Source organism: Nocardia shimofusensis NBRC 100134 (genome assembly GCF_001613125.1).
In the GTDB taxonomy this organism is placed as follows: domain Bacteria; phylum Actinomycetota; class Actinomycetes; order Mycobacteriales; family Mycobacteriaceae; genus Nocardia; species Nocardia shimofusensis.
In genome coordinates this window covers 44,175-62,744 of sequence record NZ_BDBT01000014.1, presented here as the reverse complement: position 1 = coordinate 62,744, position 18,570 = coordinate 44,175, and the positions used below count along the sequence as shown (strand labels likewise).

Here is an 18,570-nt window from a genome sequence, read left to right as displayed (position 1 = left end):
GGATATGAATTCGAAACTGGTCCGGGTCGGTGTCGGTGTGCTCGCGTGGGCCGCGACGCTCGCGGGGGTGGCCGGGGTCGCGCTGCATGTCGGTCGACTGTCCTGGCAACCGCTGGTGTTGGCCGCGTCGGGTGCGCCGTATCTGATGGGTTCCGCACTCGTCGGGCTGGCGGTGTTCGTCGCCTCGCGGCGCCGGGTGGGTGCGGGGGTCGCGGTCGTCGTCGTTGCCGCCGCGGCGTGGACGCAGGCTCCGCTGTACATCTCTGGTTCCGGGGACGAGAACGGTCCGGTGGTGACGGTGATGCAGGCCAATCTGCTGTTCGACGGGGCCGATCCCCGCGCGCTGGTCGATCAGGTGCGCGAGCGGCGCGTCGATGTGCTGACCGTCAACGAGCTGACGCCCACGGCGGTCGAGACGCTCGGCGCGGCGGGGCTCGACGAGTTGTTGCCGTACCGGTACCTCTCCCCCGGCCGCACCGCAGCCGGGACGGGGATCTGGAGCGTCTACCCGCTGTCGGAGACGGTCGAGTACGACGGGTTCGTGTTGAACCAGTTGTCGGCGACGGCGGCGATTCCCGAGGTCGGCCCGGTCACGGTGTACGCGCTGCATCCGGTGCCGCCGGTATACAGCACTGAGGTCTGGGCCGACGAATTGTCCCGTCTGCGTGAGATTCTCGGCCGGTCGCCGTCGGATCGGCCGGTCATCGCCGGTGGCGACTTCAACGCGACCCACGATCACGCGCAGTACCGCGCGATGGCGTCGGGACGTTTCGGCGACGCGGCCGAGCAGGCGGGTGCGGGGCATCTGGTCACGTATCCGACGGACAAGCGGTGGCCGCCGCTGGTCGGCATCGACCACGTTCTCGTCGCCGGTGGCCGAGCGGTCTCGGTGGAGACGGTGGAGCTGCCGGGAGCGGACCACCGCGCCGTGGTGGCGCGGATCCACCTCGGATCGTAGGCCCGACGCGGCACTCGCCCCAGCTCAGTTGTACGCCGTGATGACTCCCTGGAGCAGCGCTTCGAGAGTTTCGTAGGTGGGGGTGTCGACGACATCGATGACCTCGGCGGGCACGGGAACCCGGTGCTCGGCGGCGACCGCGGCGAAAGCGGCGGTGTCGCGAGTGCGGAAGCCGTGTTCGGCGGCCAGACGCTGGAGTTCGGGGTCCTCGGTGAGCAGGCGGCCGAGCCGGTCGCCCGCGTCGTCGAGGGGGACGACGGTGTGGGTGGACAGGACCGTGGGCGTGGGGTAGGTCAGCACCATGTCGGGGGTGATGCGGCCTTGCGCTTTCGCTTCGACGAATTGGGCTTCGTAGATCAGGACCAGCGGGGCCGGTCCCATGCCCGCGGTCAGGTATTCGCCGAAGGTGCCCGCGCTGGAGTTCTCGGCGTAGCCCTGGCCGGTGAACAGCCGCGACAGCAGCGGCAGTACCCGCTGCTGGGCTTCGGCGCCCTGGACGACGGCGTTGTCGTTGGCGACGAACGCGGCGATGGCGAGGAACATGGCCGCGGAGTTGGAGGTGCGGGGGTCGGTGGTGGAGACGAGGATGTTCTTGCGGACCGGGTAGGCGGTGTTGCCCGCCAGGTGGGTCCATTCGGTATTGCGTTGCGCCAGTTCCAGATAGCGCGCCATGTCGAAGGTGGGGGCGGGGCCGGGGCGGATGACGCCCGCGGTGGTGAGCACCTCGGCGATGGGGGTGAAGGTGGCGATGGCCATCGGGGAGGCGAACGGGGTGTAGCGGGTGCTGATGTCGTGGGCGCGCAGGATGCGTTCGGCGGCGGGGACGCTGGAGGGGAAGGCGAAGCTGTAGCCGGTGAGATCCATGTCGGCGATCTGGCGCGAGCCGGCCGGTTCGATCTCGACGCGCAGGCCGTCGCGGGCCAGTTCTTCGGCGACGCGGGGGTCTTCGAAGAAGGACGCCTTCTCCGAGCCCACCGCGCCGCGCACGGTGGTCAGGTCGGTGGTGCCGCCTGCCGCCGCGGCATCGGAGGGCTCGCGGCCGGCGACGGCGACCACGGCGACGACCACGATGGCGACCAGGGCCAGCGCTGCGGCGATCGGCAACAGGCGACGCGGGCTCGACGTCGCGGCGATCGGCAGCAAGCGCCGCAGGCCCGGCGTTCCGGCGCGGCTGCCTGCATCGGGGAAAACATGCTCCACCGCGGCACTTTCCACCGCGGCACTTTCCACCGCGTTGTGGTGCGGGTTCGGCACCGGCGTCGCGAGGTGTTCGCGTGCCGCCTCGGGCTCGGCGTGGCCGTCGAGTTCTCGACGGGCGATGCGTTCGATGAGGACGGGCACGAACTCGCGCACCGGTGTGCCGTCGAACTTCTCACGCGCGTCGCCGATAGCCGAGCGCACTCGTTCCGGCGGGTGCTGTCCGGCGTAGCTCTCGACGAGACTGTCGGTCAAGCGGCGCAAAGCCTGTTCTTCGCGGGTTGTTTCGACAGGCACCAGCAACTCCTCGGACTTCGTACTCGACCGGCGTTCACGACGCCGCCACCCTCTTCGCGCCGGGCTACTTCCCTCTTCGCGCCGGGCTGTCTTCCTCTTCGCGCCGGGCCACGTTACCCCCGGAAAGAGACATCGGTGTGCGGTCTTCGAAGCGTCGATCGTTGCCGGAGAACAACTTTCACGGGTCACCGAGACGGATGCGCCGACAGCATATGCCCTGCTGGCGGCGCATTCTGTGATCGGATTCGGCTCGGTGAGACCTGAGATGTCCGGCGTGACCGGCCGGGGCAGAGTTCATCGGAGTATTCGCCGCCCGACACCGGCCGTTCGCCGCCGGTACTCCCCGAGTCGGCGCTCGGAGGCACCGCGCCCCGGCCCGGTCGGCTCGACCGGTTCCGGTAGCCGGGGTCCTGATGGTCGCGGTAGCCGGGGCGCCGGGTCCGTCGCTCCCTATCGTCGACGGCCGGTGGACCGGTAGCGACAGCGCGGACCTACAGCAGTGGCGTCGAGGCCAGCACGCCGACGACACTCAGGACGGCCAGATAGGCCAGTACCAGCCGGGTGTCGCGCAACCAGCACTTGCTGCGCAGCAACCCCGCCCGCCTGGCCCGCCAGTAGGCGAGGAATCCGAGCGCGGCGAAACCGGTCAGCGCGATGGGGCCGAGCAGCCAGGTGAGCAGGGCGACAGTGGCGTAGACGCACAGGTTCAGCGGGTCGGGTGGCGATCGGCGTGCGACCGCTTCCTGGTAGTAGACACCGGTTTCGCTCATCGCGGCTGCACCGGCAGCAGCGCGCGTCCGGCGGGCGCGGCGGCGGAGAGACGTTGGCGGGACAGGGCGGGCCAGGCCTGTACGGCGCAGAACGGGGCGCATTGGTCGGCTGTGCCCGCGCGGGTGCCGACGTGGACGCAGCATTGGGTGAGGCGTTCTTCGATCATGGTGGAGATGTCCATGAACGGTTTGACGGTGATGCGCACGACGCGTTCGCCGAGCAGTCGGCGCAGCCGGGCTCTGCGGCCGGGCAGCGCCGAGGAGGCCAGGGTGAGCAGGGTGGACATGCCCAGATCGCAGGTCTGGCAGATGTTCTGCCACAGTTTCCCGATGTCGGGGTGGGACAGGGAGGATTGTTCGGAGAGCAGTCCGTGCAGTGATTCGCGTACGGCCAGGCGCAGTTCGGCGGGGATGTCGCTGTCGGCGATGCGGTTGGCGACCAGTCCGAGTCGTTGCGCGAGGGTGTCGTGGCCGATGAGCCCGACCAGGGAACGCCAGGTTCCGGCGTCGTCGCGCAGCAGGTAGCCGACCGAGCAGCAGTGCGGGTGGGAGCAGGGCAGGGCGGTGAGGTCACGCCAGGTGACCCGGCCGCCGGTTTGGGGCTCGAGGCGGGCCAGCACGCCGGTGTGGGTGAGCCGGTCGGTGGGGTCGATCTCGCCGGATCGGCCGGAGCCGAATTGGGGTTGGATGGACACCCCGCCGACGAACGGGGTGTCCAGCGCGGTCTGGACGACGGCGCCGATCTCGTCGTCGTTGACGCCGAGGGCGGCGGTCATCACCAGGGTGGTGAACACGGCGTGCTCGGAGAGGCGTTGCAGGGTTAACGCTTTGAGTGCGCGCAGGTCGCCGCCACGGTGGTGGCGCGACGCCGCGGCGCTGAGGCCGTCGAACTGCAGGTAGATCTCGACGCGTTCGCGGTGTTCGGCGATCAGGGCGAGCAGATCGTCGTCGCGGGCGATGCGAATGCCGTTGGTGTTGATCAGGATTCGGGTGATGGGGCGGGCGGTGAGCTCGGCGAGCAGTTCGGGCAGTTGCGGGTGCAGGGTGGGTTCGCCGCCGGAGAGCATGAGAACGTCGAGTGTGCCGTGCTCGCGGGCCAGGCGCTGATCGACGTTGGCGAGGACGTCGGCGACGGCGACGACGCCGCCGAGGTCGGGGGCGGAGTCGGCGAAGCAGGTGGGGCAGCGCAGGTTGCAGGTGTCGACGATGTCTTCGAGCAGGATGCAGGTGTGCTGGGTCTGCATTTCCGGCAGCCCGCGCAGGTAGGCCGAGGGCACCGGGTCGAAGTTGCCGGGTGTGTCGGGCAGGTGGGCCTTGGTGGGGGCGGTCCAGCGTTCGAGGTAGGTGAGGATTTCGGGATTCTCGTCGTAGAGGGTGCGGATCATGCCGTGGCGGGGACAGCCGCGTTCGAGGTGCACGCGGCCGTCGCGTTCGGCGAGCCAGCCCGACAGACGAGCGACCTCGGGCAGCGGCCGGTCCGGGTTCTCGTGGTGGCATTCGGGGCAGAACGCGGTGACGTAGCGCAGGATACGGTCCCCGCGTAGCGGCATCCCGGTGCTCATGGGTGTGCTCCGTTCTCGGTGACCATGTTCTCGGTGACCATCGTGTGGTTCTCGGTGGCCGCGCCGTGCGGTGGGGGCGCGCTGTAGAGGTTGGGGTTGATGCCGGTGCAGAAGCCTGCGGTGCAGATGCTGACCAGCGCCCAGCCGATCATCAATCCCAGGCCGAGGCCTTTGGTGACGGGTTTGCGCAGCAGGATGAGGACCGCACCGCCACCGAACGCGGCCAGCGCGCTGAACGCGGCGGCGACGCCGAGGATCACCGGGTAGGAGTCGGCGGTGTCGGCGGCGTTTGCCACGGTGACGAAGACGAAGAGCCCGAACAGAGTGTTGACGACGATGAACAGGGCGGCTCCGGCGACTGCGAAAGCGGCGACGACACCGCCTTGTCTCGGCGCGGGATCCGGCGCTCCCGGATACGGTATCGGTCCCGCGTAGGGCTGATACCGCTGCCAGGGATACCGCTGCCCGGGATGCTGCGGTTCTCGGTGCCGCGTCTCGTGATCGGGCGGGGGGCCCTGCGGCGGTGGCGGTCCCTGGTACGGCGGGTCGGATGGGGGCGGTGGTGTGGTCATGTCGCGACCTTTCGTCCGAGAATCGAGTCGTAGGCGCCGCGCCGGTAGCCGATGCTCCAGCGCACCGCGACGAGCATCAGCCCGGGGATCAGGAACCATTGCGGGCGGGTCAGATCCAGCCACACGGTGTCGTTGGCGCGGGTGAACTCGACGAGGAACCGGAAGACGGCGTAGGCGCCGACGTAGAGGGTGAACAGTTCCCCTGGGGCGGTGATCTTCTCGCGCGCCCACCGCAGCCAGCAGAACGCCGCCAGGTGGAAGGCGACTTCGTAGAGGAAGCTGGGGTGCACAGCCGATCCGCTCGCGCAGCCGGGGCATTCGGGCACCGTGCCCGGTGCGTGCACGCCCCAGGGCAGTCCGGTCGGGCGTCCCGGCGCTTCGGTGAGGTGGCAGCCGATGCGGCCGACGGCCATGCCGAGGGCGACGGCGGGGGCGAACAGGTCGCCGGTGCGTTCGCGGTAGCCGATCAGCCGTTTGGCCACGAGCACACCGAGGTAGGCGCCGAGCAGTCCGCCGAGCACGCTGCGCGCGCCGAACAGCCAGCTTTCGTAGGGGTCGAGGGTTTCGGCCAGGCTCGACAGGCGCATCCCGATCGCTCCGCCGACCAGCGCGCCGGTGACCGCGACCAGCGATTCCTCACCGAGCGCACCGCGGCGTCGGCATTCGGCGACGAAGACGACGGCGGCGACCGCCACCCCGAGCGCCACGAAGAACCCGTGCGTGGGGAGCCCGAAGATCAGCTGCGGCACCATGGGGCGAGAGTATCCGGGGTGCGTCCGGGCGGGCATGAGTGGAACTACCCGTCGCGATCTCCGTGGCCGGGGTGAGCGTGTGCCGGTGCGGCGGGTCGGGCTCCGGCGGGGCCGGAGATCGCGAGACGCCGCGATCCGGTCAGCGCGCGGCGAGGACGCCGTCGACCACCTGCGCCATCCGCGACCGGAACATCTCGGGGCCGAAGGTTTGCGCGTGGGCGCGGATCTCGGCGGGGTCGAGGTCGGTCGCCGTGGGGTCGGCGAGCACCGCGGCGAATCCTTCCACGACCTCGTCGTCGGCGCCGTGGGCGACGTGTGCGCCGCTGAGGCCGGGCAGCACGGTGTCCAGGGCGCCGCCCTCCCCCACCGCGATCACCGGCGTGCCGCAGGCCATGGCTTCGACGGGGACGATGCCGAAATCTTCGACGCCGGGCATGAGCAGGGCATGGCAGCGGCGGTACATGTCGACGAGGACGTGATCGGGTGCGGCGCCGAGGAAGGTTGTTTCCGGGCCCGCGAGGGTTTCGAGGTGGCGGCGGTAGCGTCCGTCGCCGACGACGACGAGACGACGGCCGCTGCGCTGGGCGGCGCGGATGGCCAGGTCGGGGCGTTTGTAGGGGACGAGGCGACCGGCGAAGAGCAGGAAGTCCTCGCGGGCGAGGGCCGGGTCGGGAGCGAAACGGTCCAGGCGCACGGGCGGATTGATCACCTCGGCGGGCAGCCCCCACCAGTCGCGGACGCGGTCGGCGACAGCATGGGAGTTGGCCACGACGGCGCTCAGGTGCGGTGCGGCGGCGAGTTCGGCGCGGCGGGCCAGAACGCCCAGCGCCGCCAGTGCGCCGCGTCCGGCGAGTCCGCCGGCTTCGCGGGCGCGGAAGGCGGGGTCCCAGGCCCAGCGGGCGGGGCTGTGCACGTAGGCGATCACGGGCGCGTCGGTGGCCAGCGCCGCTTGGATGCCGAAGGAGTGATGGCTGACGACGACGGCGTCGTAGCCGTCGCGCAGCGGCAGTCCGCGCAGCGCTCGGGGCACCAGCGGCAGCAGCGGCGCGTGGGAGCGGCGGCCGGTGGCGGCGTGTACGCGGTCGAGCCAGGTGGCGGTGATGGTGTCCCACGGAGGGTGGGCGACGGCGGGTGCGCGGGCGGCGTCGACCAGCGGCGCGAATACCGGCGCCTGGGGCCAGGTGCGCGCGAATTCGCCGACCACGGCTTCGGATCCGCCGTATTCGGTGAAGCGTTCGTGCACGATCGCGAGGCGCGGCTCGGTCATTGCTTGATCTCCTGTGCGCTGCGGGCTCGCCGCGTGCTGGGTCGTTCGGTTCGGTGCGATGCGGGCGATGCTGCGGGCATCGACTGTGGAGACGGTCCGGCGGTGACGGTGGAGCGCGCGGTCATGCGGGTCTCGTCGCGGGCGCGCGGTTTTCCAGGCGACGGGGTGCGGCGAGGGCGCGCAGGGCGGGCGCGACGGGGCGACCGTTCAGCAGCCCGTCGACGCTGCCCTGGTCGAGGGCGCGGGCGTAGATCGCGGCGGCGGCGCGACAGGCCTCGAGGGTGTGGTCGATGTCGGTGTCGGTGTGGGCGGCGGAGGTGACGAACGACTGCCCGAGGACGCCGCGGCGCAACATTTCCTGCAGGAACAGGGTGCGGTACGGCTGGGACGGGTGTCCGTGCGGGTCGAGGGTCTGGAAGATCAGGCAGGAGGGGCGGCCCGCGATGCGCAGATGGTCGCCGATGCCGAGTTCGCCGGTGATCTGTTCGAACCCGGTGCGCAGGCAGCGACCCGCGGCTTCCATCCGGCCGATGGGGTCGGTGGTGGTGTAGGCGTGGGCGACGGCGAGGAAGGCGGCCAGGGAGCCGGTTTCGGGGCCGTGGGTGGTCGAGAGCAGGAAGACGCGCTCGGCGTCGGTGCGCAGGCCGCCCAGTTCCATGTAGTCGCGGCGGCCGGCGAGAGCGGAGACGGGGAATCCGTTGCCCATGGCTTTGCCCCAGCACGACAGGTCGGGGGTGATGTCGTAGATCTGCTGGGCGCCGCCCGCCGACCAGCGGTAGCCGGTGATCATTTCGTCGAAGATCAGCAGTGCGCCGTGCCGGTCGCACAGTGCGCGCACTCCGGCCAGGTAACCGGGGGGTGGTTCGTGCAGCGCGGTGGCGGCTTCCATGACGACGCAGGCGATGTCGTGGCCGGTGAGCACGGCGTCGAGAGCGGTGAGGTCGCCGTAGGCGAAGCGCACGGTGGGTGGGGACGGGATGCCCGCGGACATGGCGGTGGTGCCGATGAACCAGTCGTCGACGGAGAAGAACGGCTGGTCGCAGACGGCGATGGCGGTTCGGCCGGTGACGGCGCGGGCCAGGCGGACGGCGGCGGTGGTGGTGTCGGAGCCGTTCTTGGCGAATTTCACCATGTCGGCGCCGGGGACGAGGTTCAGGAACGTTTCGGCGGCGGTGAGTTCGAGCAGGGTGGGGCGGGAGAAGTTGACGCCGTCGGCGATGGCGGCGGTGACGGCGTCGACGACGGGCCGGTAGCCGTGGCCGAGGGTGACCGAGCGCAGTCCCATGCCGTATTCGACGAATTCGTTGCCGTCGCAGTCGGTGACGCGGCAGCCGTGGCCGCGCACGAGGACCGGCGCCATGTTTTCGGGGTATTGGTCGGCGCCGCGGGCGTAGGTGTGGGCGCCGCCGGGCACGAGGTCGTGCAGGCGGGCCTGGGCGGCGTTGTCGCGGGTGAAGTCGGTGATCACGGCGGGGGTTCCTCTTTCGGCTCAGCAGCTTTCGGCTCAGCAGCCGGTCTCGGTGAAGGCTCGCAGATAGCCGGCGCTCTGGCGCAGATACATCCACCCCTGGTAGGCCAGGCCGGTCGGGGCGGGGCTGGCGACCATGGTGAGTTCGCCGTCGAAGCATTTGCCGATGATGTAGCGGGCGCGGGAGATGTGCGGGGTGAAGGTGACGACGATGATGTGACGCCAACCGCCCGATTCGGCGCGGCGGCGGATCTCCTGCGCCTCGCCCTGGGTGGTCCACGGGCGCGGTTCGAAACACTGCACCCGGAACGGGTATTCGCCGCGGCAGTAGCGGTCCATGAGAGGGTCGTCCAAGCCGGTGGAGGCGGCGATCACCAGTTCCGGAGCCAGTCCCGCGCGCGCGAGGTCCACACCGATGTCGAAGCGTTCGTACGGGGTGCCGCCGAGCACCACGATGGCGTCGGCGGGCCGTAGCGGGTCGAGCTGGGGGTGCACGAACACCGGGATCCCGGCCAGGGCGAGGGCCGTGATCGTCGCCGCGATCGCCAGCGGAAGGCGCAGCAGGCACAGCAGGCCCCGGAGGCTGGGCCTGCAGCGGTGGGGCGTGGTGGCGCCGGGCGTGGTGCTCATGGGTCAGCGGGCCGGCCGGTCCTTGCCCAAAGGGGCGGTGGTCAGTGCGCCGTTGGGGGCCACGACGAGCCGCCAGTAGCCGCCTTCGCCGTCGCGCAGCACCACGCCGGCGTCGGCGCGGTCGGAAACGTAGGCGCCGGAGGCGAGTACGGAGGCGACGGCGGTGCCGTCCTGGGAGCGGGCGCGCAGGATCTCGGCCTCGCCCGTACCTTGGGCGGTGACGGTGCCGGTGAAGGTGGGCCGGTGCACGCGGCCGCGTCCGATGACCTGCCAGTGGTCGGGGAACACCCGCGAGTCGAGGTCCTCCCCCGCGCTGGAGATGAGGTTGACGGCGGTGCCCTCGGGGCAGCCCGCGGGGTCGATGCGCAGTTCGGCGGGGCTGTGGCCGGGGTCGGGGTCGAAGGCGACGTTGGCCAGATACGGCTGGCGGCAGTGGTTGAGTTCGACGCAGGCGGTGCGCCCGGCGACTTTGCAGTTGATCATGCCGAATTGGGCGGGCCCACCGCGTCCGGCCACCCCGACCTGCACGGCGACCTCGGAGCCTTCGAACCACACGTTGGTCAGCCACCAGTTGGCGGCGGGCCCGTCGATGAGCAGGTGCCGGTCGGTGGTGCCCGGATCTGTGTCGGAGACGAACTCGGAATTGGTGATCGACAGTCCGGCCGCGTGGTCGTCGGTGCCGACGCCGAGGACGCCGATGCGGTTGCTGGTGAACTTCGAGGAGGTGACGTAGTTCTGGATGCAGGAAGTGCTCAGCCCGATCCCGAAGTTGTTGATGTCGCAGTCGACGAAAGAGGTGCCGCCGGTGTTGGCCTCCAGCACGACGCCGCGTTGGCGGGCGTAGCGGGGGAAGTTGTCGCCGAGGTGATTACCGCGCACGAGCACGGTGTCGAAGCTGCAGCGGAAACACTCGCTGAGCTGGATGGCGGTCGCTTCGGGACCGGTGAGGTAGAAACCCATGCGCGCGAACCGGACCCGCTGCTTGTTGCGCAGGGTCACCAGGGTGGTGTCGGTTTCGCAGAACACGGTGGTCACGTCGGCGCCGTCACCGTAGACGACGGCGTAATCGGGCAGCTCGGGGAACGCGGTCACCTTGTAGTCGCCCGCGGGCAGGTAGATCACCGGCGGCGGTCCGTCGGTGCGGGCGGCTTCGGCCAGAGCGGCGGTGTCGTCGGCCTTGCCGTCGCCGACGGCGCCGAAGTCACGGATGTTGCGCACGGCGGTTCCTCCCGGTGGCATGGGGCCGGTGGGTTCCTGGGCGTTGCAGGAGGCGATCGGCACCGCGGCGATGCCGAGTCCGGCGGCGAGCAGGTGGCGGCGACGGAGTCCGGTCATCGGACCTGCCCGGGACCTGCGGCGTCGACCGTGGCCGCCGCGCCTGCCGTGGCGGCGGTCGGGTTCGGGGCGGGGACGGCGGGCGGTGTGGCGGCGGACGGCACAGGTGCGGTGGTGTCGCGGCCCGACAGCCGCTGCCACAGAGTGCGCCGCGACGGCACGGCGACCAGGCCGGTGAGCTGGCCGCCCGCAGCCCCCAGCGCGGCCAGGTCCTGTTCGATCCGCGTGGTGGTCGCGTCGCCGAGCACGGTGACCGCGAGGACGCCCGCGCTGCGTGCGGCCACCGCGGCGGCGTCGGCGGCGTCGCCGGGAGCGGCGGTTTCGACGATCACATGGTCGTAGCGTTGCGCGGCCTCGGCGAGCAGCGCGGTGAAGCGCGCCGAGGCGATCAGGTCGGGAGTGCGGGCGTCGGCGGTGCCGAGGGTGAGCACGGTGATGCCGCGCGCGGTCCAGTTGGTCGTGGTGTCGTCGAGGCGCGCTTCTCCGCGCAGCACCAGGTCGAGTCCGCCGGGGATGTGGGGGCCGAGGACGGGTTCGTCGGCGGGCACGGCGGCGGGGATGGTGCGCAGGTCGATCTTGGTGGTGCGCAGGGTGGCGTTCTCGAGGTAGTCGTGTCCGGCGGCGACGGTGGTTCTGTGCAGGGTCGCCGATTCCCGGATCGGCCAGTTCCCCGCGGTGACGGGCAGCAGTGTGCTGGTGCCCGCGCCGGTGGTGTCGGCGTCGATGAGCAGCACCCGGCGGCCGGTGGCGGCCATCGCCCCGGCCAGCGCGGCGGCGAATCCCGGTGCGCTGCCCGCGCCCGCCCCGGTGACCAGCAGGGGTGTGGCGGTTTCGGGCAGGCGGGCGCGCACGGCCCGCAGGCCGGCGGTTTCGGCGTCACCGCCGAGGTCGACGGTCCCCAGCAGCGGCACGCCGAACGGTTCGAGGTCGTCGAGGTCGCGGGGCCTGCGGGAGAACCGTTCCAGCAGGTAGGCCGCGACAGCGCCGAGCAGCAGTCCACCGACCGCGCCCGCGGCGAGCAGGCTGGTGCCGCCGCCACCGTCGGGTTCGGTGGGCAGTTCGGCGCGGTCGACGACGGCGACGCGCGCGGCGGGAGCCGCGCTGCGTTCGATGGTTTCCAGATCGTGGATCAGCGCACGCATCTGGGAGACGACTTCATCGGCGATGACGCGCGCGCGTTCGGGATTCTCGTCGGTGACATAGACCTGCAACAGGGTCGTCGCCGGCGGGGAGTCCGCACCGATCTGCGCGGCCAACTCCCCACGGCTGGTGTCCAGAGACAGCTGGCCGATGACACGGTCCACGACGGTGTCACTGGTGACCAGCTCGAGGTAGGACCGCACCCGCTGCTGGGCGGCCAGCCCGCCCTGATAGGAGTCCGCGACCGAGGTGCCGGTGGCCATCGAGACATACATGCTGCTGGAGGCGGTATAGGTCTGCGGGGTCGCCTGCACCTGGTAGGCGGCCAGGCCGATGCCCAGCGCCGGTCCGGCGAGCAGTATCGGCCAGCGGCGGCGCGCGATACGCAGATAGTCGGGCAGTTCCATCATCGGTTTCCTTCACTCCCAACGATCGCCGGTTCCGGCCGCGGTGACGGCTCGGTGATCCGTTCCCGGTGCCGGCGCCAGTAACCCACCGCGAGACGGGTCAGCCAGGCCAGCACGACGACTTGCAGATATTTGCCGAGGGTTTCGGCGCTGCCGAGCATCCCGCGCTCGAACACCACCGGCACCTCGATGAGCGCCACACCGAACAGCACCGGCACCAGGTGCCCGGCATACAGCGACCGCCCCCACCCGATCAGCACGACGGCGGTGAACACCATGCCGACGACGACGCCGGTGTACCCGCCGAGGACATAACCTTCGGCGACATTGCCCTCGGCCAGCGACACCGACACCTGACTCATGTCCACCGACGCGCCGCGCACCTGCGCGGCCCATGCCGTGCCCGCGTGCAGCTTCTCCGTGGTGAGCAGCTGGCTGGGCACCATGGCTTTGGCCAGGTGTCCGATCACCTCACCGGCGCTCAACCACGAGTTCGGCCCGAGATAGTAGGCGTCGGTGGCGGCTTCGAGCAGGTCGAAGCGGCGCAGCAGGCTCAGGAACGGACGCACCGACTCCGGGTAGGCGGAATCGATGTTGGCGGCTTCGGCTTTCAGATACGGGGTGGTCTTGAGCGACTGCAGCCAGTCGAACCCGACGATGCCCAGCACCGACACCGCCGCGATGCCACCGATTTTGGCGCGCGTCCAGCCGGTGAGGGCGAAGCGCACCGCGATCGCCAACGCCGCACCCAGAATCGGGGTCTTGGAGGAGATGGCGGTGGTCCACCACAGTTCACCCAGGACCAGGAACCCGAGGACCGCCAGGTTGGCGTGGTGGGTGGCCGGACGCGCGAACACCAGCAACCCGACCGCGCCGAGGGTGGCAGGCATGGTGAGCAGGCTCAGCAGCGGTGAGGCGCTTTCCACTTCACCGGCCTGCCCCGCCGTGCCGCCCGCGACACTGGCCAAGCGGGCGAGGGTGCCCAGCGCGTAGAGCGCCCACAGGGTGGTGATGAAGTCGGGGTCGCCCGCCAGGGCGGCGCGGCGGGCGCGTTCGCGGGGACGCGCCCATATCGCGTAGGCGAGCACGAGCGCGGCGTATACCGACAGCCCGAACGCGACGGGTCCGAGCGCGCCTTCGATGCCGACGTCGTAGCCGATCTCCGCCAGCCTCGGGTCGGCGATGTTGTCGCCGAAGTGCGGGTCGGGCCGCACCACCAGCAGCAGCACCGGGCGCGCCACATACGACATCGACCAGTACACGGCCTGGGCGATCAGCAGCACCCGCAGCACACCGGAGACCAGCACTCCGGCGAGGACCATCGTCGCCAGCGCGGCGATGATCACCAGCAGCGGGCCGTTGCCGAGCACATCACCGATTCCCTGCACACCAGTGCCCGGCACACTACTGAAGGGCACGCAGGATCTCCCTCGCCCGGTCGGTGTAGGTGTGCTCGCCTTCGACGATGCGCCGGTGACCGGCTTCGGCGATCTTGGTCACCTGGTCGGGGTACTGCGAGCAGCGTTCGAGGATGTCGTCGAGTTCGTCGCGACTGGAGAACAGGAACGCTTCGGCGCCGTCCTCGAGCAGTTCGGCGTGTTCGTCGGTGCGTTCGCCGACGAACAGTCCACCCGCGGCGGGCACTTCGAAGGTGCGGCAGGTGTGGGTGTCGCGGTTGGCGGAGTTGAGCAGCACCAGGTTCGCGGTCACCGAGGCCACGGTGATCGAGAAGTCCTCCCCGTACACCCCGGCGGTGACGGCGGCGCGGGTGGTGCGCAGCCGCCGCACCCGCCGCCAGCCCGGCCCGCACACCAGCAGTTGCGCACCGTAGGTGCGGGCCAGGGAGACCATGCCGTCGCGGCGGTCGGGGCGGCAGGCGCCGATGAAGCCGACGAGGAACTGGCGGGTGCTGCGCCGGGCGGCCAGGTGATGCCAGGCCGGGTCGTAGGCGCTGCGCACGAACAACGCCTCCTCGGCTCCGCGTGCCAGCAGTTCGGGCACGTTGTGACGTTTGGTGGTGACCACCAGATCCCATTCCGATTCGTGCGCCAGATAGTCCGCGGTCGTGTTCGCCGGGTTGGCGACGTCGTCGGGACTGTAGTGCACGTGCAGCGCGGCCGGGATGTCGAGCAGGCGGCGCTGGTCCAGGTGCACGGATTTGAACCCGAACACCAGGTCCGGGCGCAGTTCGGCGGCGGCGCGCTCGAGACGGGTGTGGATGCGCTCGATCGTCCACGGGGCGCGCTGCTCATGGGTTTTGGCATACATCCACGACGGCGACAGCCGTGGCGGCAGCGTCGCCGGGGTGGAGTCGATCACGATCACTTCGTGGCCGAGGGCTCGGAAACCTTCGGCGAGCGAGCGCGCATTGCTGCCGAGCCAGTCGTCGCCGAGGAACAGGATCTTCATCGCGTCCTTCTTCTTTCCGCGTCCGTGCGGACCCCGCCACCGAGGGCACCCTCGCCGAGGACGGCACCCCCGGGCGCACTCGCGGCGCGTTCACGCACGAACATTCCGCGCATGCGCGCGAGATACCACAGGGCCACGGCGCATTCGGCGGCGACGATGCCGCCCGCCAGGGTCCACATCGAATGGGTGCGCACCGCCATGAGCAGCGCCGCACCCGCCACACAGGTGCCCACGAGCGCCCCGATCAGCACACCGTTGGTGTCCTGACGCACCGGCAGCACCGCGGTGGTGACGAACGAGGTCACCGTCGTCGCGGGCAGGATCAACGCTTCCAGGCGCAGCACCGCGACCGCTTCGGCGAATTCCGCGCCGAACACCACCGGGATCAGCAGCGGCGCGCCGACCCACAACGCCGCCGAGGCCACACACGCCACCGCCACGCACACCGCCAGCGAGCGCAACGCATCAGGCCAGAACCGTTCTCCGCTGCCCCGTTCGGCCAGCCGCGGCAGCAGCGCGAACCCGATGGGATCGAGCATGGACTGCACCGCGCGCACCAACCGGTCCGAGGCGGAGAACAAGCCGAGGGAGACAGCGTCGAGCACGGTGCCGTACACGGTCGCCGCGCCTTGCCCGTAGCTGGTGGTGAGCAGGCGTCCGCTGACCACCGGCACCGCCGAACGCACCAGCTTCCACACTCCGCGCGGCGCGGTCGGCGCGCCGAAGGTGCGCCAGGTATCCCACCAGGTCAACGCGACGCTGATCACCGCCGACCCCAGCAGGCACAGCAGAGCCATGACCGCGCTCGGGAATCTCGGCAGCAACACCAGCAGCAGCCCGAGATAGCCGACGCGGGCGATGGACTGATACAGCGTGGAGGCGCCGAAGCGGCCCTGGCCGATGAGCACCCAGTCCTCCGACATCGACCAGAAGCCGCCGACGAACAAGCCGAGCACGATCATGGTCGCCTGCTCGGGCGCGCCGGCGACGACCGCGATCGCCAACGCCGCTCCGACCACGGCGAGGATGCTCGCGCGGATCACCAGGTAGGTGCCGCGGACGCGGTTGACCACCCCGGAGTCCACACCCGATTCCTGCATGCCCGATTCCTGCACGCGCGCGGCCATGTAGGAGGTGATGCCCAGGTCGATGAGCAGCGAGCCCAGGAAGTAGGCGGACATGCCGATGGCGAGCAGCCCGAGCCCGGCGGTGCCGAGCACGCGCGCGATCAGCGGCAACGTCGCCACCGTCACCAGATACTGGCCGTACTTGCCGAAACTGACGTAGGCGATGTCGCGCAGCAGCCCGGCCAGTTCCCGTGCCCGCGACCGCGGTGCGCCCGCGGCTTCCTCGGCGGCGGCGTGCAGGGCGCGGGTCGACAGGACCGGCAGCTTCTCGGTCGGCCAGTCGGCGAAGGCGGGGATGACCTCGGTGGGCAGGTCGTAGTCGGGGGTGCGCAGACCGTCCAGCGATACCGGGTAGTGCCGGGCGACGATACGGATCGGGACGGTGGTCTGATCGGCCAGGCTCATCGCGCACCCACCTCGTTCCCGGTGACGGCGTGCAGCAACGCGGTGACCACACGCGCGGTTTCCTCGATCGAGAAGTCCCGGCAGCGCCGGGCGCCCGCGTCGGCGAGACGGGTGCGCAGCGCGGGATCGGCGACGAGCCGGTCCACAGCGGCGGCGAGGGCGGCCGGGTCGCCGGGCGCCACGAGCAGCCCGTCGATGTCGTGGCGCACGATCTCGGTGGGTCCGCCTGCGTCGGTGGCGACGACCGCGCACCCGGCGCGCATGGCCTCCACCACGACCTGCCCGAACGGTTCCGCCGTCACCGAGCAGTGCACCGCGATGTCGGCCGCACGCAGGTAGGGGCCGGGATCGTCGACGTGGCCGGTGAACGCGACCGGAACCGTCAGCTCGGCCGCGGCGCGTTCGAGTTCACGGCGGTAGTCCTCTTCCCCGAAGAACGTCCCGCCCACCAGGGTCACCGCGGCAGGCGGGCGACGCAGCAGCGGCAGGGCGCGCAGCAGGATGTGGTGGCCCTTCCACGGGGTGAGCCGGGCCACGAGCACGATCCGGGTGTCCGCGGGCGCGCGTTGCGGTGCGCGTTCGCCCGTGGCGGTGTCCTCCACGCCGGGATAGGCGACAGCGGCGACGCGCCCGCGGGTCCAGAGCGTGGCCAGGGTGGCGTGGCTGTTGGCGACGACGCCGCGCGCGACGATCCAGCCCAGCGTCCGCAGCAGCACCGCCAGCACGGTCCCGAAGTACTCGCTCGCGATCCGGTCGTGCACCTGCCACACCAGCGGCACCCGCGCGCGCCGCGCCGCCACCGCACCCATCAGCAGCGCTTTGGTGCTCTGGGCGACCAGCACATCGGCGTTCTCGGCGCGCACATACTCTCCCAGCCGCCTGCCCAGCCGGATCAACTCGAACGCGCCGCCGATCAGCCGCAGCGGTCCCGATCCGGCGATGGTGAGGCTGCGGCTGTCGAAGTCGTTGCCGCACACCGTGACCGGGATGCCGCGGGCGCGCAGCAACTCCACCAGCGGACCGTGTTCGGTCAGCAGCATCGACGCGCGCACCGGCGCTGCTTCCTCGACCGCCCCGCCGCCGACCGCGGCTCCGGCCGACGCCGCGACATGGCGTTCACCGGTGCGCTTCGTATTCCTCTCCAGGGCGCTGAGCAGCCGCAGCGTCGCCAGCTCGGCGCCGGAGGGGGCGGCGGTGTGGGAGAGGAAGACCGCGCGCGTCACCGGGCCAGCTCCCGATACAGCACGGCGTGACGTTCGGCGGCCGCGGCCCAGGAGAAGGTTTCCGCGTGCGCGCGGCAGGCGGCGGCATCGGGCAGTTTCCCGTCCAGGGCCTCCACCAGGCGTGCGGCCAGTGCGTCGGCGTCACCGCCTGCCACGATCAGGCTCGGATCGAGTCCGCGCACCGAGTCGGGCAGCCCGCCGCAGTCGGTGACCACCGGGGCGCGCCCGGCGGCCAGCGATTCCAGCGCGATCAGCCCGAACCCCTCGAGCGCGACCGAGGGCACCACGGTCAGCGCGGCGCGGGAATAGAGTTCGGCCAGTTCGTCGTCGCCGACGCGGCCGGTGAACCACACCGCGTCACCGAGCGTTTCGGCCCGGGCGCGCAGGGCGGGTTCGGCGGTGCCGGTGCCGACGACGACGAGCCTGGCCCACGGGTGCGCGGCGCGCACCGCCGGCCAGGCGCGCAGCAGCACGTCGATACCCATGCGGTTCTCCAGCCGTCGCACACACAACACGATCGGCCGGTCCTCGGTGGCGGGAGCGGCGAGACGGAACCGGTCCAGGTCCACCCCGGGCGCGATCACCTCCACCGCTCGCGGGTCCACCCCGTAGTCGTCGGCCAGCACGGCCCGCATGTGCTCGGAGAGCACCACGAACCGGTCCGCACGCAGCATCCGCACCCGCTCGACGAGATACTTCGTCCGCACGGCCGTCGAACCCTGTCCCGCCGCAGCGCTTTCCGCCGCCCACGGCCCGTGGAAGTGCACGACCAGCCGATGCCTGCCGCGCGGCGGACCGTAGAGCGCGAAATGACGGTCCAGGATCAGTGATTCACCGGTGCGTGCGACCGGGTCGCGGCGCGCGGTCCGGACCCGTTGCCGGGTGGAGCCACCGACCGGACCCCACGACGACCCACCCTCGGGTGGGTCGCCGAAAGCGGCGGCGGTGACCGACAGGTCGGCGCGCAGAGCCAGCGCGGCGTACAGGTCGGTGAAATAGCGGTTCAGCCCGCCCGCGGCGGCGCCGAACCACTCCGACCCGCACAGGTGCA

At 71.1% G+C, this 18,570-nt stretch carries 16 protein-coding genes; 1 reads left to right on the top strand and 15 read right to left on the bottom strand.

Features of this window, described 5'->3' with window-relative positions; all coding sequences use genetic code 11:
• The first annotated feature begins 4 nt into the window (after positions 1 to 4).
• On the top strand, positions 5 to 958 hold the full coding sequence (locus NS3_RS17020) for an endonuclease/exonuclease/phosphatase family protein (protein ID WP_067860781.1): 954 nt from the start codon (positions 5 to 7) through the stop codon (positions 956 to 958).
• Positions 959 to 982: 24 nt separating this feature from the next.
• On the opposite strand, the gene NS3_RS17015 is transcribed toward NS3_RS17020, so the two are convergent.
• From NS3_RS17015 to NS3_RS16945, 15 genes are all read right to left on the bottom strand, one after another.
• A complete protein-coding gene (locus NS3_RS17015; RefSeq protein WP_245649663.1) occupies positions 983 to 2,452 on the bottom strand; it encodes a three-helix bundle dimerization domain-containing protein in 1,470 nt (489 codons plus the stop codon).
• A gap of 491 nt (positions 2,453 to 2,943) precedes the next feature.
• Positions 2,944 to 3,222, bottom strand: coding sequence for a hypothetical protein (locus NS3_RS17010; RefSeq protein WP_067860779.1), 279 nt, complete (start codon positions 3,220 to 3,222; stop codon positions 2,944 to 2,946).
• A complete protein-coding gene (locus NS3_RS17005; RefSeq protein ID WP_067860777.1) occupies positions 3,219 to 4,784 on the bottom strand; it encodes a radical SAM protein in 1,566 nt (521 codons plus the stop codon). Before NS3_RS17005 ends, NS3_RS17010 begins: the two co-directional genes overlap by 4 nt.
• Positions 4,781 to 5,356, bottom strand: coding sequence for a hypothetical protein (locus NS3_RS17000; protein ID WP_067860775.1), 576 nt, complete (start codon positions 5,354 to 5,356; stop codon positions 4,781 to 4,783). Before NS3_RS17000 ends, NS3_RS17005 begins: the two co-directional genes overlap by 4 nt.
• Positions 5,353 to 6,108 carry a prolipoprotein diacylglyceryl transferase gene (locus NS3_RS16995; protein ID WP_067860773.1) on the bottom strand — a complete coding sequence of 252 codons (756 nt, stop codon included), beginning with the start codon at positions 6,106 to 6,108 and terminating at the stop codon, positions 5,353 to 5,355. The genes NS3_RS17000 and NS3_RS16995 overlap by 4 nt, the downstream gene beginning before the upstream one ends.
• Positions 6,109 to 6,247: 139 nt before the next feature.
• Complete coding sequence (locus tag NS3_RS16990) at positions 6,248 to 7,375, bottom strand: glycosyltransferase (RefSeq protein WP_067860771.1); 1,128 nt, start codon at positions 7,373 to 7,375, stop codon at positions 6,248 to 6,250.
• A gap of 121 nt (positions 7,376 to 7,496) precedes the next feature.
• Entirely contained in the window at positions 7,497 to 8,843 is a 1,347-nt protein-coding gene (locus NS3_RS16985) for a glutamate-1-semialdehyde 2,1-aminomutase (RefSeq protein ID WP_067860769.1), read from the bottom strand.
• A 36-nt stretch (positions 8,844 to 8,879) separates the two neighbouring features.
• Positions 8,880 to 9,473 (bottom strand): YdcF family protein, encoded by a 594-nt coding sequence (locus tag NS3_RS16980; RefSeq protein WP_084495662.1) that lies wholly within the window; start codon positions 9,471 to 9,473, stop codon positions 8,880 to 8,882.
• 3 nt (positions 9,474 to 9,476) lie between these two features.
• Positions 9,477 to 10,808 (bottom strand): glycosyl hydrolase family 28-related protein, encoded by a 1,332-nt coding sequence (locus NS3_RS16975; protein WP_067860767.1) that lies wholly within the window; start codon positions 10,806 to 10,808, stop codon positions 9,477 to 9,479.
• On the bottom strand, positions 10,805 to 12,355 hold the full coding sequence (locus NS3_RS16970; RefSeq protein WP_067860765.1) for a hypothetical protein: 1,551 nt from the start codon (positions 12,353 to 12,355) through the stop codon (positions 10,805 to 10,807). Before NS3_RS16970 ends, NS3_RS16975 begins: the two co-directional genes overlap by 4 nt.
• Positions 12,355 to 13,773, bottom strand: coding sequence for a hypothetical protein (locus NS3_RS16965; protein WP_245649662.1), 1,419 nt, complete (start codon positions 13,771 to 13,773; stop codon positions 12,355 to 12,357). Before NS3_RS16965 ends, NS3_RS16970 begins: the two co-directional genes overlap by 1 nt.
• Entirely contained in the window at positions 13,760 to 14,764 is a 1,005-nt protein-coding gene (locus NS3_RS16960; RefSeq protein WP_067860763.1) for a CgeB family protein, read from the bottom strand. The genes NS3_RS16965 and NS3_RS16960 overlap by 14 nt, the downstream gene beginning before the upstream one ends.
• Positions 14,761 to 16,296 (bottom strand): lipopolysaccharide biosynthesis protein, encoded by a 1,536-nt coding sequence (locus tag NS3_RS16955; RefSeq protein WP_084495658.1) that lies wholly within the window; start codon positions 16,294 to 16,296, stop codon positions 14,761 to 14,763. The genes NS3_RS16960 and NS3_RS16955 overlap by 4 nt, the downstream gene beginning before the upstream one ends.
• A complete protein-coding gene (locus tag NS3_RS16950; RefSeq protein WP_067860761.1) occupies positions 16,293 to 17,519 on the bottom strand; it encodes a glycosyltransferase family 4 protein in 1,227 nt (408 codons plus the stop codon). The genes NS3_RS16955 and NS3_RS16950 overlap by 4 nt, the downstream gene beginning before the upstream one ends.
• Positions 17,516 to 18,565: a glycosyltransferase family 4 protein gene (locus NS3_RS16945; RefSeq protein WP_067860940.1), complete on the bottom strand. Its 1,050-nt coding sequence runs from the start codon at positions 18,563 to 18,565 to the stop codon at positions 17,516 to 17,518. Before NS3_RS16945 ends, NS3_RS16950 begins: the two co-directional genes overlap by 4 nt.
• Between the last annotated feature and the right edge of the window lie 5 nt (positions 18,566 to 18,570).

Bases quoted from the DNA above. Each gene is read 5' to 3' on its own strand.
- NS3_RS17000 (WP_067860775.1), bottom strand. From the start codon at position 5,356: ATGACCACACCACCGCCCCCATCCGACCCGCCGTACCAGGGACCGCCA.
- NS3_RS17005 (WP_067860777.1), bottom strand. From the start codon at position 4,784: ATGAGCACCGGGATGCCGCTACGCGGGGACCGTATCCTGCGCTACGTC.
- NS3_RS16990 (WP_067860771.1), bottom strand. From the start codon at position 7,375: ATGACCGAGCCGCGCCTCGCGATCGTGCACGAACGCTTCACCGAATAC.
- NS3_RS16980 (WP_084495662.1), bottom strand. From the start codon at position 9,473: ATGAGCACCACGCCCGGCGCCACCACGCCCCACCGCTGCAGGCCCAGC.
- NS3_RS16995 (WP_067860773.1), bottom strand. From the start codon at position 6,108: ATGGTGCCGCAGCTGATCTTCGGGCTCCCCACGCACGGGTTCTTCGTG.
- NS3_RS16960 (WP_067860763.1), bottom strand. From the start codon at position 14,764: ATGAAGATCCTGTTCCTCGGCGACGACTGGCTCGGCAGCAATGCGCGC.
- NS3_RS17010 (WP_067860779.1), bottom strand. From the start codon at position 3,222: ATGAGCGAAACCGGTGTCTACTACCAGGAAGCGGTCGCACGCCGATCG.
- NS3_RS16955 (WP_084495658.1), bottom strand. From the start codon at position 16,296: ATGAGCCTGGCCGATCAGACCACCGTCCCGATCCGTATCGTCGCCCGG.
- NS3_RS16975 (WP_067860767.1), bottom strand. From the start codon at position 10,808: ATGACCGGACTCCGTCGCCGCCACCTGCTCGCCGCCGGACTCGGCATC.
- NS3_RS16970 (WP_067860765.1), bottom strand. From the start codon at position 12,355: ATGGAACTGCCCGACTATCTGCGTATCGCGCGCCGCCGCTGGCCGATA.
- NS3_RS17020 (WP_067860781.1), top strand. From the start codon at position 5: ATGAATTCGAAACTGGTCCGGGTCGGTGTCGGTGTGCTCGCGTGGGCC.